At 72.5% G+C, this 17,422-nt stretch carries 11 protein-coding genes; 8 read left to right on the top strand and 3 right to left on the bottom strand.

The annotated features are described in order from the left end of the window. Positions 1 to 6 precede the first annotated feature (6 nt). Complete coding sequence (locus ABT340_RS17575) at positions 7 to 1,539, top strand: serine/threonine-protein kinase (RefSeq protein ID WP_352011792.1); 1,533 nt, start codon at positions 7 to 9, stop codon at positions 1,537 to 1,539. Positions 1,540 to 1,882: 343 nt separating this feature from the next. Continuing rightward, positions 1,883 to 6,049: an nSTAND1 domain-containing NTPase gene (locus ABT340_RS17580; RefSeq protein WP_352011793.1), complete on the top strand. Its 4,167-nt coding sequence runs from the start codon at positions 1,883 to 1,885 to the stop codon at positions 6,047 to 6,049. On the opposite strand, the gene ABT340_RS17585 is transcribed toward ABT340_RS17580, so the two are convergent. Then, positions 6,046 to 6,516, bottom strand: coding sequence for a hypothetical protein (locus ABT340_RS17585; RefSeq protein ID WP_352011794.1), 471 nt, complete (start codon positions 6,514 to 6,516; stop codon positions 6,046 to 6,048). The genes ABT340_RS17580 and ABT340_RS17585 overlap by 4 nt on opposite strands. Positions 6,517 to 6,804: 288 nt before the next feature. After that, on the bottom strand, positions 6,805 to 7,239 hold the full coding sequence (locus ABT340_RS17590) for a MarR family winged helix-turn-helix transcriptional regulator (protein WP_352011795.1): 435 nt from the start codon (positions 7,237 to 7,239) through the stop codon (positions 6,805 to 6,807). Positions 7,240 to 7,301: 62 nt separating this feature from the next. On the opposite strand from ABT340_RS17590, the gene ABT340_RS17595 reads away from it, so the two are divergent. Beyond that, positions 7,302 to 8,426 (top strand): FAD-dependent oxidoreductase, encoded by a 1,125-nt coding sequence (locus ABT340_RS17595; protein ID WP_352011796.1) that lies wholly within the window; start codon positions 7,302 to 7,304, stop codon positions 8,424 to 8,426. Positions 8,427 to 8,498: 72 nt separating this feature from the next. Here ABT340_RS17595 and ABT340_RS17600 read toward each other — a convergent pair whose 3' ends face one another. Continuing rightward, positions 8,499 to 10,391, bottom strand: coding sequence for a hypothetical protein (locus ABT340_RS17600; protein WP_352011797.1), 1,893 nt, complete (start codon positions 10,389 to 10,391; stop codon positions 8,499 to 8,501). A gap of 427 nt (positions 10,392 to 10,818) precedes the next feature. On the opposite strand from ABT340_RS17600, the gene ABT340_RS17605 reads away from it, so the two are divergent. Genes ABT340_RS17605 through ABT340_RS17625 form a run of 5 tightly spaced genes read left to right on the top strand, consistent with a single transcriptional unit; the run spans position 10,819 to position 17,256 of the window. Continuing rightward, on the top strand, positions 10,819 to 11,973 hold the full coding sequence (locus ABT340_RS17605) for an LLM class flavin-dependent oxidoreductase (RefSeq protein WP_352011798.1): 1,155 nt from the start codon (positions 10,819 to 10,821) through the stop codon (positions 11,971 to 11,973). Positions 11,974 to 11,992: 19 nt separating this feature from the next. Next, positions 11,993 to 13,564 (top strand): ABC transporter substrate-binding protein, encoded by a 1,572-nt coding sequence (locus tag ABT340_RS17610; RefSeq protein ID WP_352011799.1) that lies wholly within the window; start codon positions 11,993 to 11,995, stop codon positions 13,562 to 13,564. Between the two features lies 1 nt (position 13,565). Continuing rightward, positions 13,566 to 14,558: an ABC transporter permease gene (locus ABT340_RS17615; protein ID WP_352011800.1), complete on the top strand. Its 993-nt coding sequence runs from the start codon at positions 13,566 to 13,568 to the stop codon at positions 14,556 to 14,558. Further along, positions 14,555 to 15,442: an ABC transporter permease gene (locus tag ABT340_RS17620; protein ID WP_352011801.1), complete on the top strand. Its 888-nt coding sequence runs from the start codon at positions 14,555 to 14,557 to the stop codon at positions 15,440 to 15,442. The genes ABT340_RS17615 and ABT340_RS17620 overlap by 4 nt, the downstream gene beginning before the upstream one ends. Continuing rightward, positions 15,439 to 17,256 (top strand): dipeptide ABC transporter ATP-binding protein, encoded by a 1,818-nt coding sequence (locus ABT340_RS17625; protein ID WP_352011802.1) that lies wholly within the window; start codon positions 15,439 to 15,441, stop codon positions 17,254 to 17,256. The genes ABT340_RS17620 and ABT340_RS17625 overlap by 4 nt, the downstream gene beginning before the upstream one ends. The last annotated feature ends 166 nt before the right edge of the window (positions 17,257 to 17,422 follow it).

The following is a 17,422-nucleotide window of genomic DNA, read 5'->3' on the forward strand; positions in this document are numbered from 1 at the left end:
GCTCCTGTGCAGCGTGGCACGGTTGTCGGCGACCGCTACGAGCTCGTCGAGGAGCGCGGCAGCGGCGGAATGGGCCAGGTCTGGAAGGCGTTCGACCAGACCCTGGACCGGCACGTCGCGGTCAAGTTCATCCGTTGGGCCGTCTTCACCACCGAGGAGCGCCGGGAGGCCGCGATCAAGCGGTTCCGGCGTGAGGCACGCGTCACCGCGCGGCTGCGGCACCCGGGGGTACCCGTCGTCCACGACATGGGCACCCACGCCGGTGAGTTGTTCCTCGTCATGGAGTACGTGGACGGCTGGACGATCGATGACCTTGTCGACTCTCACGGCCCGCTCCCACTGTCCTGGGCGGCGGCCGTGACCGCTCAGATCTGCGCCGTCCTGACGGTCACGCACGCCGAGTCGCTGATCCACCGTGACATCAAGCCGCGCAACCTCATGATCTGCCCGGACGGAAGTGTGAAGGTGCTGGACTTCGGCATCGCGGCGATCCTCGGCGCACCGGAGCTGACGAAGATCACCAAACTGGGCGAGGGGGTCGGTACGCCGTTCTACATGGCGCCGGAGACGGGGATCTCCGGTAAGGCGAGTCCGCAGAGCGACCTGTACGCCGTGGGCTGTGTCCTGCACGAGCTGCTGACCGGCACGCGCGTCTTCGAGTCGAAGATTCCCGCCGCCGAGCTGGGGCGTCACCACACCGAACCTCCGCCGACTCTGCGCTCCCTGCGTCCGGACGTCCCCGAAGGCGTCGAGGAACTCGTTCTGGAACTGCTTGCCAAGAACCCCGTCGACCGTCCCCAGGACGCTGCCGATGTCTACGCGCGGCTGCTGCCCTTCGTCGGGGAACCGTCACCCATCCCCGGCTTCACGGTGCCGGCGCCGTCCCCCGATCCGGCGCGGATGTACGCGAGCGTGGTCGGCCGCATCGCGGAGACCGCGCTCACCGGCCCCCGGCCTCCCGCCCCTTCCCGGGGCGGCCGGGTCTCGGAGCGGGACGTCGCCGCGGCCAAGGAGCGCGCCGAGGAGCTGGCCGAGGACGGCAGGTTCAGCCAGGCGATCGAGGTCATCCAGGACGTGCTCGATCCGGCCGTCGATATCTTGGGGGAGCGCCATCCGCTGGTCTTCGCACTGCGGATGCACCTGGCCAACACCCGTTTCGCGGCTCACGACTACCGGAGGGCCGCGCCGGAGCTGGAACGGGTGATTCCCGGGCTGGCGGAGCTGCTCAGCCCAGACCACGAGGCGGTGCTGGGCTGCCGTTTCAACGCGGCCCTCTGCCACGCTGCCCTGGGCCGTTATGACCGGGCGCTCGGCCTGATGACCGTCCTGCGCCGGGACATGGAGCGGGCATTGGGGGTGACGGCGTCGCTCACGATGGAACTGCGGCGGCAGATCGGCGAGGTCCACATCGCGCGAGGTGACGTCAACGCCGCCGAACGTATTCTGACTGATCTCTTACCGGACCTGCGCGCCGAGTACGGCACTGGCCATCCCGAGGTCCAGGAGCTCGACGATCTGCTTGTCAATCTTGAGCGTTAGACGGTTCGCATCGTAACCATAGAACCCGCCACTGTTCCACGGCCGTTATTTCGCGCGGGGTCAGCCGCTGTGAATGTATGAAGGTGGAATCCTCATACCCTGGCCAAGTTTGGGAGATGGGTATGAGGTCGGTGCTTTCACCAGTCGCGTGAGCGTTGGCGCATCGAGGTTGGTAAGTCATTCGGCATACGTGATTCGCAGGATTGCCAAGGGCAATTGTGGGATTGGTTGTAGGGGCTGATGAATGTGGCTATGCGGGTTCGGATGAGTTGGTGGATCCGTTCTCGACTTTGCCGATATTTCATGGGTGAGACGACGGCGCCGTGGTGCCCCGTAAAAGTAGATGGCTGGTCGATGCCCCGCCGTACATGAGTTAAGGGGGCGCCTAAAAGATCTCTGGGGATGTCCGTACAAGTCGGGACAGTGGAGTGATGGCTCTATACACTCCGGGTACGGCTGGCCTCGGGGTGAGGAGGGCGCTTTGCGGGAGAAGTCCCCGAAAGAGGATGAATCCGGGGTAAAGGGGATCGCGGAGCGGCGGGATTTCGCCCGGGAACTGTCTCTCCTGCGGGAGAGGGCGGGGCACACGGTCAGAGAGGTGGCCCGTGCGACCGGGATTCCGGACAGTACCGTCGGCGGGTATTTCTCCGGGGCGCACCTGCCCTCAAGGAAAACACTCGTCGACGTTCTCGGCGCCTGCGGCGTCCGTGACCCGGACACGCTCGATGAATGGGTTCAGGCGCTGCTGCGGATACGCCGGAGCCCGGGGCGACGACCCTCAAGTGCTCCGGTGCCCTACCGGGGGCTGGCGAGCTTCCAGCCCGAGGACGCCGACTGGTTCCACGGCAGGGACGGGCTCGTCCGGCTGCTGCGGGAACGCGTGGCCATGCTCGCCGGGGACGGCGGTGGCGTGCTCGCGGTGGTCGGGGCCTCGGGGTCGGGCAAGTCGTCACTCCTGAGAGCGGGACTGATCCCGGCACTGACCCGCGACGGGTACGGGCAGGTCACGGCGCTGCCCAACGATGGAGGCGGGCAGGCCACGGCGCCGGCCCGCGACGTGGACGGACAGGCCATAACACTGTCCAACGACGGGCATGGAGTGGACGCGCTGCGGCCCGGTGACGCGGACGGGCCGGTCACGGCGTCGGTCCGCGAGGGGTACGGGCAGGTCGCGCCGCCGACCCGCGACGGGAGCGGGCGGGCCACTCCGGTGACCCGTGACGGGTACGGGCACGTCACGTTGCTGACTCCCGGGGAACGGCCGATGGAGCGATTACCCGGGGAATGGGGGGAGACCGGCGGCCACGTCCTGGTGGTGGACCAGTTCGAGGAGGTCTTCACCGAGTGCCGGGACGAGGAGGAGTGCCGGAGGTTCGTCGCCGCGCTCACCGGCGGCGCCGGGCCGGACGCCCGGCCGCCAGGGGGAGGCGTGGTGGTGTTCGCGCTACGCGCGGACTTCTACCCTCAGGCACTACGGCACCCGGCGCTGGCCCGCGTCCTGCAGGACTCCCAGGTCCTGGTCGGGCCGATGAACCGCGACGAGGTGCGTGAGGCGATCGTCAAGCCCGCGCGGCAGGCCAGGGGCGACGTCGAGGACGGCCTGGTCGAACTGGTCCTGCGCGACCTGTCGCCCGCTGACCCGGGAGCGACGGGCGCCACGGCGCACGACGCGGGGGCGCTCCCGCTGCTGTCGCACGTGCTGCTCACCGCCTGGCGTGACGGCGGACGGCGGAGGCTGACCGTCGCCGGATACCAGGCGAGTGGAGGCATTCACGGGGCCGTCGCGCAGTCGGCGGAGGAGGCCTACGAGGCGCTCGACGAGACCGGTCGCGCGCTGGCCGGACGGCTGTTCCTGCGGCTGGTACGCGTCCCGGGGGAGACGTCAGGGAACGTTCCGGGCACCCGGCGCCCGCTGCCCTGGCGTGACCTGCGGGAACACGAGCACGCCGAGCAGCTGGAGCGGATCGTGGGCGCGTTCGTCGCCCTCAGGCTGCTCACCGCGGGCGCGGAGACCGTCGAGATCACCCATGAGGCGCTGCTGTGGTGCTGGCCCAGGCTACGCGGCTGGATCGACGCCGACCGGGCCTGGCTGCTGACCGCGCAACAGCTGGAGGAGGCCGCCGACCTGTGGGAACGGGAGAACCGGGACCCGGCCGCCCTCTACCGGGGGACGCGACTTTCCGCGGCCAGGGCCTGGCTGGAGAGCGCCTCCCACCACCCGGTCAGTCCGCGCGTGCGCGACTTCGTCTCCGCGAGCGGGCGGCGCGAGCGCGGACGCGTCCGCAGGCTCTACCGGCTCATCGCGTTGCTGAGCGTGCTCGTCCTGGTCACCGCGGGCACCTCCGTCGCGGCGGTGCGCGCCTCCGACACCGTCGGACGCCAGCGTGACGAGGCGCTGTCGGGCAAGGTCGCCAACGAGGCCGACGCGCTGCGCGCCGCGAATCCGGCCCTGGCCGCCCAGCTCGCCCTGGCCGCCTACCGTCTCGCGCCGACCAGGGAGGCACGCGGCAGCCTGCTCAGTTCCTTCGCCAACCCTTACGCGGCCCTCGTGCCCGGCCACACCAACGCCGTCTACGCCGTACGGCTGAGCCCCGGCGGGCACACCCTGGCCAGCGCGAGCATGGACGGCACCGTCCGCCTGTGGGACCTGACCGATCCGCACCGGCCCACCCCGCTTGCCGTACTCACCGGACACACCAAGGGCGTCACCAGCGCCGTCTTCAGCGCCGACGGCCACCTGTTGACCACCGGAAGCGACGACGGCACCGCCCGCCTGTGGGACGTGGCCGACCCGCGCCGTCCCCGTGCCCTCGCCACTCTGACCGGCCACACCGGCGTCGTCAGGGCCCTGGCCCTCAGTCCCGACGGTCGCACCCTGGCCACCGCGAGCTATGACCGTACGGCACGGCTGTGGGACGTCGCCGACCCGGCGCACCCCGCCTCGCTGGCCGTGCTGCGCGGTCCCCGCGATGGGCTGTCCTCGACGGCCTTCAGCCCGGACGGCCGTTTCCTCGTGGTCGCGGGAGCCGAGCCGGTCGTGCGCCTGTGGCGGGTCACGGATCCGCACCACCCCGTACGGTTGCCCGACCTGCGCGGCAACGGAGCCCGCGTGCTGTGCGTCGCCTTCTCTCCGGACGGGCGCCTGCTGATGACCGGGGGATTCGACAACACCGCCTACCTGTGGGACGCCACCGACCTTGAGCACCCCAGGCGCCTTGCCGCCCTTGAGGGGCACACCGGCGGGATCGTCGGCGCTGTGTTCAGCGCGGACGGCCGCACCCTGGTCACCAGCGGCTACGACCGCACGATCCGGATGTGGGAGGTGGGCGATCCGCGCCGGGCCGGTGCTCCCGTCGTGCTGGAGGGCCACTCGGGCACCGTCTACTCGGTCGACCTCGCCGCGGACGGGGCGGTCCTGGTCAGCGGCGGCTTCGACGAGACGATCCGGGTGTGGGACCTTCGCAGGCCGGTCATCGGCGGCCACGAGGGCGAGGTCAGCGCGGTGGCCTTCAGCCCGGACGGCCGCACCCTGGCCACCGGGACCTACCGGTCGGTCCGGCTGTGGGACGTCTCGGATCCGTACGGGGTCCGGCCGCTGGTCATCCTGACCGGCCACACCGACAACGTCGGGGCGCTCTCCTTCAGCCCGGACGGGCGCACCCTGGCCACCGGCGGCCTGGACGGCACGGTCCGCCTGTGGGACGTCGCCGTTCCGGCCACCTTCCGTGCCGCCTCGGACGTTCCCCGCGCGACCCCGGTAGCCCCCCGGGCCGTCCTGACCCCAGGGCTGGGCAACGTCTTCGCCGTCGCCTTCGATCCCGGCGGCGGGCGGCTGGGCGCGGCGGGGGAGAACGGCGCGGTCGTTCTCTGGGACACCGCCGACCTCGGCCGCGCGCCGGTCACGCTGACCGGTCACACCTCCGGCGTCTACGCGCTGGCCTTCGATCCGGCGGGCCGCCTCCTGGCGACCGGGGGCGCCGACCACACCGTGCGGCTGTGGGACCTCACCGGCACACGCCCCCCGGTCACGCTGACCGGCCACACCAACACCGTCAACGCGGTGGCCTTCAGTCCCGACGGGCGTACCCTGGCCACCGCCGGAGCCGACCGCGCCGTGCGCCTGTGGAACACGGGCACGCAGGCCGGGGGTCCGGCGACGGTCCTCGGCGGCCATGGCGACGCGGTGAACGGGGTGGACTTCAGCCCGGACGGGCGAACCCTGGCCACCGCGGGGGCCGACCGCGCCGTCCTGCTGTGGGACCTGACCACCCCCGGCGGCCCGGTGCCGGTCGCCACCCTGACCGGCCATCTCGGCGCGGTCTACGCCCTGGCCTTCGACCGGCGCACCGGCCTGCTGGCCACGGGCGGGCAGGACGCCACGGCCCGGCTGTGGACCGTCGACCCCGCGCCGGCCGCCCGGCGGCTGTGCGCGCTGTCGCCCCCGCCGATCACCCGGGCCGAATGGGAACAGCACCTGCCGGGCATCCCGCCACGAGGACCGTGCCCCTAACCAGGTGGCCGGGAGCCGTAGACCTCCGGGAACCCGCGCACGATCGCCGTCACCGTCTGGCCGGGTGTCATCGCCGTGCTGTCGACGGCGAGATAGCGGTAGCCGTCCTGGTCGGCGGCGATCGTCGTGTCGGCGGCGTCGGCTCGGTCCACCCTGTCGCGCCACTCCTGGGTGGTCCGCTTGGCGCGGGTGAGGCGTCGGCGCAGGCGTTCGTCCGGCTGCACGAGCAACTGGACCATGAACACCTCGTCCACCTCGGGGACGAGTTCGCGGAAGCGCAGGAAGTCGTCGCGCGTGGTGAGGAAACTTCCCGTGATGACGTTCTCGAAGCCGGCGGCCCAGTAGTTGCGGACGAGGGCGGCGACGTTGGCCCGGAGCAGCCGCCAGAACGCGTCGTCGAAGAGGCACGGATTGACCTGGCCCAGGTCTTCGGCGTCGACCCTCGCGCCGCTCGGCGTGTGGGGCAAAAGCGCACGGATGATCGTGGTCTTGCCCGCGCCCTCCTGTCCCGAGACAAGGATCAGGCGGCGGACGATAGGGCGGTCTGGACGTGGGGTTCGACCGGGGCGGGTCACGGTCATCCACCCTGCCACAGGCCGTGAGACCTGCGCCGACCCGGGAAGCCCGGATCCGCGGGTGTTCCGCCGAGGACGCACGGGTGTCGTCCCGGCAGGCCAGTGAAGCGGTGGCCTCCGGTGCCGACCGTACCGGGCGGACTCCGGGGTGCGGGGTGACGGCCGGACGTCCCTGCGGGCCTACGGCGATCGCAGGTTGCCGAGCATGCGTTCCAGCAGTCCGGTGAGCGCCCGGAGTTCCTCGTCCGACACCCCGTCGAGCATCCGCCGGTTGACCTGGCCGAAGACGGGCGCGATCCGGGGTGCGAGCGCCCGGCCCGCCTCGGTCGCCTCGATCACCACGGCGCGCCGGTCGCTGGGATGCCTGCTCCGGCTGATCAGGCCCTTGGCCTCCATCCTGTCCAGGAGCCTGGTCGTCCCCGCGGTGTCGGTGCCGAGCACGACGGCCAGCTGGGCCGGACCGGTCTGCCCCCGCAGCACGTTGAGCAGGAGCGCCGCCTGCTGCGAGGTGATGTCGAAGGGCGCCAGCCGCGCCTCCACGGCGTTGCGCAGCTCCCGGCCGACCTGCTGGACGAGTCCTCCGGCGGCGAGCACGGCGATCAGGGAAGGATCCATGGCGGCAAGAATAGCTGCTCCAGCAGTTGCTGTCGCGGCAGTTAAATCGTAGGGTCGCCACCGTGAGAACCCATGTACTGATCATCGGTGCCGGCGTCGGCGGGCTCTGCCTGGCGCACGGCTTACGGCGGGCGGGCATCGAGGTCAGCGTCTTCGACCGCGACGCCTCGGCCGACTTCCGCGGCCAGGGCTGGCGGCTGACCGTCAAGGAGACCGGCAGCCGGGCACTGCGCGCCTGCCTGCCCCCTCATCTCTTCGACCGCTGCGTCGAGACGTCACTCGAACCCGCCACCCGGCTGGTGGTCGCCGACCACCGCCTCAACCCCAGGTTCGCCAACCCCGTCCCGCCGTACCCCCGGGACCAGGTGTTCGGCGTCAACCGCCTCACGCTCAGGGAGATCCTGCTCAACGATCTCGACGTGCGCTTCGGCAAGACCTTCACCGGTTACCGCACCACCGAGGACGGCGGGATCCGGGCCGTCTTCGCCGACGGGAGCCAGGCGGACGGGGACCTGCTCGTCGGCGCCGACGGTGTCGCCTCCGCCGTACGCGGACAGCTCGTCCCCGACGCGGAGATCGAGGATTTGGGCCGCATGATCTACGGCAGGACGCCGCTCACCGAACGCACCCTCGACTGGCTGCCCGGCGTCTTCACCGACGGCTTCAACATCACCTCCGACCCGGCGGGCACCTCGTTCGGCGCCGTCGCCTGCCGCGCCCGCGGCGGTCACCCCGGCCTCACCCCGGTGCCCGACTACCTCGCCTGGTCCCTGCGCGGCTGGCCGGGGGCGAGCACGATCGCCGCCGACGAGTTCAGGCGATGGGACGGCGAACGGCTGCGCGGCCTGGCCCTGGACACCCTGCGGCGGGCCGGCTGGCACCCCGGAGCCGTCCAGGTCGTCGCCGAGGCGGAGACCGAGGCGACCTTCCCCGTCAACCTCCACTCGGCCCGGCCCGTACGGCCATGGTACGAGCCGGGGGTGACGCTGCTGGGCGACGCGGTCCACGCCATGTCACCCGGGCAGGGCGAGGGCGCCAACACGGCGCTGCGCGACGCCGCCCTCCTCGCCGAACTGCTCGCCACGCTTCCCCCGCTCGAGGCCAAGGCGCGCTACGAGAAGGAGATGCTGGAGTACGGCTTCGCCGCCGTCGCGGCCTCCCGCACCAGACCGCTCTTCACCCGGTGACCGGCCTTCGAGGACTTCGGGCGCGGGCGGCGACGGCGTGACGACCTCCCACGGCCCCGGCCGTGAGAGAGGTCAGTTGGTGTGCGGGTTGGGCAGGTGGTCGCCCACGTGCCCGACCCAGACCTTGCCGGTGAGGCCGCCGGAGTCGTCGTGGAAGTGGATCCTGGGCGCCGGGCAGCCGCCCTTGCGGATCTTGATGTGCGCCTCCATCATCACCTTCCCTGACGGGTGCACCTCGGCGGGCACGGAGAAGGTCCGCCTTGTGCTGTATCTGCCGTTGGTGTTGACGGTCTTCGACTCGCTCATCGCGACCATCCCGGCCGGGATGGTCAGGACGGCCGAGCTCCTGCACCAGTCGAAGAACCCTCCGGAGAACTCGCCCGACGATCTGGCCTGGGCGAAGGCGTCGAGCGCGCGCAGCGCGTCCCAGGTCTTGGAGGCCCAGACCCTGGCGAGTGTGGGGTAGGTGAGGTCGAGTTTCGCGGCCTCGGTGTCGGTGTCGCCGATCTCCACGTGGACCAGCTTCTCCCGCGCCATGTTCAGGGCGTCCATGAGGCTGGTCGGTTCGAAGACGGCGTCGTCGGGGGAGAGCCCGAAGGCGGGACTGCCCGCCCTGGCCAGCCTGCCCTCAAGCCAGCGGACCCGTTCCTGGAGCTTGCGGGCGGACGCGACGGCCTCGGCGTACTCCTGCTGGAGGATCTCGTGCTCGGTGTGCAGGCGGTCCATCTCACCGGCCAGCCTGTCGCTCTCGTCCTCGGCCTCGGCCAGCAGCTGGTCGCCGCTCTGCCGTACGACGACCAGATCGCGCAGGCCCTCGACGTGCGCGCCGAGGGTGCGCATCTGACGCAGGATCTCCCCGTTGCCGGAACCACTGCCGGAACCGCCGCCGGAACCGCCGCCGGAGGCCCCGGATGAGGAGGCCGCCAGGCCGAGAGCGGCGTCCAGCTCGCCCCGCAGCTCCCTGACCACCACGGCGGCGACCAGGCGGGCCAGCTCGTCCACGTCCAGGGAACGCCGCTCCTGCGCGGGCTCCGGCTCGGTGGCCGGGACGGCTGTCGCCGCGGGCTCGGGTTCGGCGGGGGGTTCCGCGCCGCGCGCGGGGACGGGTTCGGCGGGGGCGCTGCGGGGGCCCATCGCCATCATCCAGCGGCGCAGCCCGTCTCCCGGGGAGCCGGTGGGCGCGGGACGCGGGGTCATGGCCTCGGCCAGGTCACCGGCGGTCGCCTTGCCGACCAGGATTCTGGAGACGACCCGGTAGGCCCGTTGCACGTCGTCGGGGAGCGCGCGCCGCGCCGTCTCCCCGATGATGCCGTCCGCGGCCAGGTCGAGGGCCTGCCTGCCCTGCTTGCGGACCATCGCCCCGCCCATCGGGCGGTGCCGGTAGGGGTAGCTCTCCCCGCCCGGGTCGAACGGGGCCACGTAGGTGCGGATCCCCCCGCCGAACACCCCGAGGTCGGAGCCCATGGCCTCGTTGAAGCGCTGCTGGGCGTGCAGGTCGGCGAAGCGTGCGACCATCCCGGCCCCGGCGACCGCGCCCGCCAGGTATTCGGCCCGGGTCCTCGCCGCCCGCGGGTCCTGCGGATCGACCGAGACGACGGCCACCGGGACGCGGCGCCTGCGTTCGGAGAGCACCGAGACCAGCCGGTGGACGGCGTCCTCGTCGACCTCCTCTGCGGCGTCCGGCAGGTGCGTGCCGCCGTCGGTGATCCTGGCGGTGCGCAGGTAGGCCTGGACGAACCCCGGGGCGTGTCCCGCACCGCTCTCACCGTCCCCCTCGACCGTGACGACCACCCAGCCCGCCGGTCCGCCCGTCCGTTCGGCGTAGGCGACCCGGGTGCGCAGCAGGCCCTCCGCCCGGTTCTCCTCGACGAGGTAGCGCCCGCACTCGCCCGAGCGCTCGACGCGGACCCGGACTCCGTCCCGCTCGAACTCCTGCGCCTCCCTGCCCGTCTCCGGGGCCGGCAATCCCCTGGCGGCGAGCCACTCCCCGAAGGTGCGTCGCAGCCGGGGGGATATCGGTGCGGTCCTGTCCCGGAGGACCGCTTGGTACAGGCGACTTACGTTCGGCGACATGGCAGCGACTTCCATACTCACGAGGGGCGGCGCCCGCCGCGGGGGCGGGCACCGCCTGAACGGCCGGGCGGGCGTCCGCGGGCGCGCCGGGGCAGGCGTGCTCGCGGACGGTGTGCAGGGAGCGGGGAAGGTCATCAGATCACGAACGTGAGGGCGACGGCAGGCAATCAGGCGATTGCCCACCGTACGGGGATGTGTCCGCCGTCCGTCACCTCCGGTGCTTCCGGCCTGCCCGGATCGGGTTGGAGGCCGTCCGTAATTGCATTTATTTCCTATCTGTATAGTATGTTTTGCGCCGAATCCCCGGAAAGGAACACCGATGACCGTCCCGCCCGCCCAGCTCCTGTGGTACCTCACCGCCCCCGACGGGCCGTACCCCTGGGAGGAGCGCGGCCGATGGGCCACCGACTTCGACCACCTGCGCCACGTCGCGGAGACGATCGACCGGCTCGGCTACTACGGCGCGCTGCTGGGCACCGGCCGGGACGACGGGCTGACCGTCGCGGCGGCCATGGCCGGGGCCACCCGGAGGATGCGGTTCCTCACCGCCGTCTACCCCGGTCTGACCTCACCCGCCAAACTCGCCCAGATCGCGCACACCATCGACCGCTTCTCCGGCGGGCGGCTGCTGTTCAACGTGGTCAACGGCAACGACGCCACCCTCGCCCAGTACGGCCTGCACCTCGGCCACGACGAGCGCTACGACTTCAGCGCCGAGTACTGGGACGCCTTCCAGCGCGTCTACCTCGGAGAGCCGGAGCCGTACGAGGGCAGGCACGTCCGGCTGGCGGGCCGGGCGGGGCCCGGGGGACCGCTGTCTCCGTGGGGCACGGCCGTACGCCCGACACCGCTGTGGGGCGCGGGCACCTCACCCGCGGGCGTCGCCCACTCGGCGGGCCTGCTCGACGTCTACCTCAGCTTCGCCGACACCCCGCAGCGCCTCGGCGAGAAGTTCCGCCGCGTCGGTGCCGAGGCCGCCAAGCACGGCCGCACCCTGAGGTACGGCACCCGCCTGCAGATCATCGTGCGCGAGACCGAGGAGGAGGCCTGGGAGCACGCCGCCTCGCTGCTGCGCGCGACCTCGGTCGAGACCGCCCTCGAACTCGCCAAGTGGAACCTGCCCGAACCGATCGAGACCTACCGGAGCCAGGACCAGCGGGTCAACCGGCGTCTTGAGGCGCTGCGCTCCGGGCGCCTGCCCGACGTGCGCGACCTGGAGATCCACCCCAACGTCTGGACCGGGCCCAGCCTGTTCGGCTTCGACGTGGTCTCACCGAGCTCGGGCACCTACCTGGTCGGCAGCGCGGAGAACGTCGCCGCCCGCATCCGCGAGTACCAGGAGCACGGCGTCCAGTCCTTCATCCTGTCCGGCTTCCCGCTGATCGCCGAGGCGCACCGGGTCGCCGACCTGCTCTTCCCCCTGCTCGACCTCGACCACGGCTTCGAGATCCCCTCGCTGCGCGCGGACGCGTAACCCCTCAGGAGACACTTCGATGAACGGCCAGATCACCCGGCGTGGCTTCCTCGGCGGAGCCGTACTTCTCGGCGGGGCGGCGCTCGTCGGCTGCGCCCCGGGGCAGGAGGCCGCGCGCCCTGGAACGATCCAGCAGGCCGCGGTCGCCGACGGCGCCCCCAGGCGGGGCGGCAGGCTCAGGCTCGGCGTGGTCGACGGCGACAGGGCGGGCACGCTCGACGCGCACAAGCCGCTCACCATCGGCTCGATCATCAGGGGCTTCGCGGTCTACAGCAAGCTGTGGGAGTGGGACGCCGAGATGAACTGGTCCCCGGCCCTGGCCGAGGAGACCGAGGCGAACGCCGACGCGACGACCTGGACCGTACGGCTCAGGCAGGGGCTCGAGTTCCACAACGGCAAGACCATCACCGCCGACGACGTGATCTTCTCGGCCCGGCGGCTCACCGACCCCGCGCTCGGCTCCCCCTGGGCGGCGCTGCTGTTCACCCTCGACCGGGAGCGGATCGACAAGGTCGACGAACGGACCGTGCGCTTCCACTTCAAGGACGGCAAGGGCTTCGTGCCCTTCCCCGACACCTTCACCAACTTCGGCGCCGTCGTCCCCGTCGACTACGACCCGGCCAGGCCGGTCGGGGCGGGGCCGTACAAGCTCAAGGAGTTCACCCCGGGGCGGCGGTCGCTGTTCACCCGGTTCGAGAACTACTTCAAGGACGGCCGGCCGTACGCCGACGAACTGGAGATCATCGACTTCCAGGACGAGGCGTCCCGGATCGCCGCGCTGCAGGCCGGCCAGATCTCCCTCGCCAACGGCATCGGCGCCGACCAGGTCAGGCTGCTGCAGGGCGACCCGAGGGTCAGGGTGGTCGTCTCCGAGACCAGCAACTGGCAGTCCTTCGACCTCAACCTCAGCAAGGAGCCCTTCCGCGACGAGCGGGTGCGTGAGGCGTTCCGGCTGCTGACCGACCGGCAGGAACTGGTCGATCGCGCCCTGTCCGGCCACGGGCGCCTCGCCAACGACCTCTACTCGCCGCAGGACCCCACCTTCGACCGGAGCATCCCGCAACGTCCCCACGACGTCGAACGGGCCAGGGCGCTGCTGAAGGAGGCGGGCCGGGAGAACCTGCAGATCGAGCTGGTCTCCGGCGAGGGCGGGGACGCCGCCGCGCTGGTCTTCGCCGCCCAGGCGAAGAAGGCCGGGATCACCGTCACGGTGAAGAAGGTCGACGCCGCGACCTTCAACGGCCCGCGGCGCCTCGACTGGACGATGAGCACCGGCGGCCTGCTGACCGAGTCGTTCCTGTCCAGCGCCCTGCACCTGGACGCGCCCGTCTCGGCCGCGAACAAGACCCACTTCTCCGACCCGCGCTTCACCGAGCTGTTCGAACAGGCCGTCACCCAGCCGGACACCGCCAGGCGCGCCGAACTGGTCCACGAGATGCAGCGCATCCAGCACGCGAAGGGCGGAATGGTCATCTGGGGCTTCAACAACGCCCTGGACGCGGTCTCGACCGGCGTCGGCGGCGTCACCCCGGAGCACACCCAGTTCGCGACCTGGCGTTTCGAGAAGCTCTGGGTCAAGGAGACGACCTGATATGACCGGACAGGAACCGGGGCGACCCCGGGCGGGCGGCCGGGGGAGGTGGCTGCTGCGCCGGGTCGCGTACGGCGCGGCGGCGGTCTGGGCCACCAGCGTCGTGGTGTTCGCCGCGACCCAGGCGCTGCCCTCCGACCCGGCCATGGCGATCCTCGGCGGGGACGCGACCCCGGAGAGCCTGGCCCGGCTACGGCTCGACCTCGGACTCGACCGGCCGCTGTGGCAGCGGTACCTCACCTGGCTCGGCGGCGTCATCACCGGTGACCTGGGCCGATCCCTCGACTCCGGCACCGACGTGGCGTCCCTGCTCGGCGGCAGGCTCGTCAACTCCCTGGCCCTGCTGGCCTCGGCGCTGACCGTCGCCGTCGCCCTCGCGCTGGTCCTCGGCCTGTTCGCCGCGCTGCGCAGGGGCGGCCTCGCCGACCGCGTCGTCACCTCGGCGGCGGTCTCCCTGCAGGCCGTACCGGGCTTCGTCGTCGCCGTCGCCCTGATCGTCCTGCTGGCCACGACCGTCTGGCCGGTCCTGCCGGCCGCATCGCTGCTCGAACCCGGGGTGTCGCCGTTCGCCCAGCCCCGCTATCTCGTCCTGCCCGCCCTGACCCTGGTCGCCGCGGAGACGCCCTACCTGCTGCGCCAGGTCCGCTCCTCGGTGGCCGAGGCTTTGGAGTCCGACTACGCGACCGCCGCCCGGCTGCGGGGTGTCCCGGAACGCCGGGTGATCTGGCGCCACGCCCTGCCCAACGGGCTGGTGCCCGCCGTACAGGCGACGGCGCTGACCACCGGGGTGCTGCTCGGCGGCTCGCTGGTCGTCGAGGTCGCCTTCAGCTACCCGGGCCTCGGCGGCGCGCTGAACGCGGCGGTCGGCGCCCGCGACGTCCCGGTGATCCAGGCGGCGGCCCTGCTCGTCGCGGGCGGGGTGGTCGTCGTCAACCTCCTGGCCGACCTGGTCACCGTGCTGCTGACCCCCAGGCTCAGGACGGGGGAGCGGTGAGCGCGACCCGTCTCCCGCGCGACCGGCGGGCGGGCGCGGGCGCGGTCGTGAACGTCCTGGCGGGGGCCGTCCGCCCGCTGCGCGACCGGCAGGTCAGGTTCGGGGCGCTGCTGACCGTCCTCGTCGTGCTGGTCGCGGTGCTCGGACCGGTGGCGGCGCCGTACGCGGCCGACGAACTGGTCGGACCGGCCTACGGCGCGCCCGCCCCCGGGGCGCCGCTCGGCTACGACTACCTGGGCGCCGACGTGCTGTCACGGGTGCTGCTCGGCGGGCGCTCCCTCGTGCTGACGACCGTCTGCGCCGCCGTCCTCGCGCTGCTCGCGGGCGCGGCGATCGGCATGTCGGCCGCCTGGACCGGGCGCCTGGCCGACCGGGCCGTGCTGTGGTGCGCCGACGTGCTGCTGGCCTTCCCGCACCTGGTGCTCGTGCTGCTGGCCGTCTCGATGCTCGGCCGCTCCCGCCCGCTGGTCGTGGCGACCGTCGCCGTCACGCTGCTGCCCGGCACGGTACGGCTCGCCAGGAGCCTGACGCTCGGCGTGATGGGGCAGGAGTACGTGGAGGCGGCCAGGCTCCTGGGCTACCCCCGGCGCCGGATCCTGTTCCGCGAGATCCTGCCCAACGTCACCACGCCGCTGCTGGTCCACCTGGGCGCGATGCTCACCTGGTCGGCCGGGCTGATCGCCGCGATGAGCTTCCTCGGGTACGGCGTGGCGGCCCCGGCGGCCGACTGGGGGCTGATGGTCAACGAGAACCACGGCGGCCTGCGCCTGCAGCCCTGGGCGGTGCTCGCCCCCGTCGTCCTGATCGCCCTGTTCGCGCTGGGCGTCAACACCCTGGCCGAGGGGCTCGGCCGTACCGTCGCGCCGGTCGAGGAGGAACGGTGAACGCCCATCCGCTGCTGCGCGTCGAAGGACTGCGGGTCGCCCTGGACAACGGCCCCGAGATCCTGTCCGGCGTCGGCCTGACCCTCGGCCCCGGCGAGATCGTCGGCCTGGTCGGGGAGTCGGGCTCAGGCAAGACCACGCTGGCCACCGCCCTGCTCGGACACGCCAGGCGGGGGGCCCGGATCACCGGGGGCTCGGTCACGGTCGGCGGCGTCGACGTCCTCGGGCTGTCGCCGCGTGAGCTGCGGCGGGCACGCGGCGGGCTGGTCGGCTACGTCGCCCAGGACCCGGCGACCGCCCTCAACCCGGCGCTGCGGATCGGCACGCAGCTGGCCGAGATGGTGGCCGTGCACCGGCCCGGCCTGCGCGGCCGGGCGGCGGCCGCCGAGGTCGGGGCCGCGCTCGACGCGGCGGGGCTGCCCTCGGAGGAGGCCTTCCTGCGGCGCTACCCGCACCAGCTCTCCGGAGGCCAGCAGCAGCGGGTGCTCATCGCGCTCGCCTTCCTGCCCGGCCCCCGGCTCGTCGTGCTCGACGAGCCGACGACCGCCCTCGACGTCACCACCCAGGCGCGTGTCCTGGCCTCGGTGCGTGAGATGTGCCGGGACCGGGGGGCCGCCGCGGTCTACGTCTCCCACGACCTGGGGGTCGTGCGGGGCCTGGCCGACCGGATCGCGGTCATGTACGCGGGCCGTGTCGTGGAGACCGCCCCCCTCGGCACGTTCTTCCCGACCGGGACGGCCGGGACGCCGGGGGCGTCCGCCGGAGCGCGGCACCCGTACACGCGTGGCCTGCTGGCCGCCTCCCCGGACGTCGCCGTCCGCCGGGCGCCGCGGTCCATCCCCGGGCACGCCCCGTCGCTGACGGCCAGGCCGTCCGGCTGCGCGTTCGCGCCGCGCTGCGCCAGGGCCGACGCGCTCTGCCGGGAGGAGACGCCTTCGCAGACGGGACAGGGGCCGGAGCACCTGGTGGCCTGCCACCACCCGGTCGCCGTCCCGGAGATCACCGTCGCCGACGTCGTCGCGGACCTCCCCGAGGTACGGCCCGGCGCGGACGCGGAGCCGTTGCTGCGGGCCCGCGACGTCTCCTTCTCCTACGGTCGCGCCCACCGGGTGCTGCACGAGGTCTCCCTCGACCTGCGGGAGGGGGCCTTCCACGCGCTGGTCGGGGAGTCGGGGTCGGGCAAGACGACCCTCGCCCGGGTGCTGTCCGGATTCGGCGGCCATGTCACGGGCACCCTGTCCTACGCGGGGGCGCCGCTGGCGGTCGCCGGGACGGACAGGCCCGCCGAGCTGCGGCGCCGGATCCAGTACGTGTTCCAGAACCCCTACCGCGCGCTCAACCCCCGGCACACGGTCGCCGAGATCCTGCGGACCCCGATCAGGCACCTCTTCGGCGTCTCGCAGGACGAGGCGCGGCGGCGGGCACTGGACGCCCTCGACCGGGTGGCGCTCCGCCCGGAGATCGCCAGGAGCCGTCCCGGGGAGCTGTCCGGGGGCGAGCGCCAGCGCGTGGCCGTCGCGCGTTCCCTCGTCTGCGACCCCAGCGTGCTGATCTGCGACGAGATCACCTCCGCGCTCGACGTCTCGGTCCAGGCCGCGGTCCTGGAGCTGCTCACGACGCTGCGCCGTGACGGTCTGACCGTGCTGTTCGTCACCCACGACCTGGGGGTGGTCCGCGCGGTCGCCGACGAGGTCTCGGTCATGCACCGGGGGCGGATCGTCGAGCACGGCCGTACCGGCGACGTCCTGGATGACCCGGCGGACCCCTACACCCGGTCCCTGGTCACCGCCGCGCGGGGAGCCGTCACAGCCTGAGGACGACCGGGCCGGGGAGGCCTGCGGTCCCGGCAAACGTGGTAATCCGGTCCTATTTCCGGACTCATGGTGGAAGGTAGCGTCGATCCGGGGTCCGCGCCGACATGGCCCGTTCGGCCGTCCCACAGGCTCGGCCCCTGCCGGGGGCCCCGCCCGCACAGGAGGA

This window comes from Streptosporangium sp. NPDC000239, assembly GCF_040300765.1.
In the GTDB taxonomy this organism is placed as follows: Bacteria; Actinomycetota; Actinomycetes; order Streptosporangiales; family Streptosporangiaceae; genus Streptosporangium.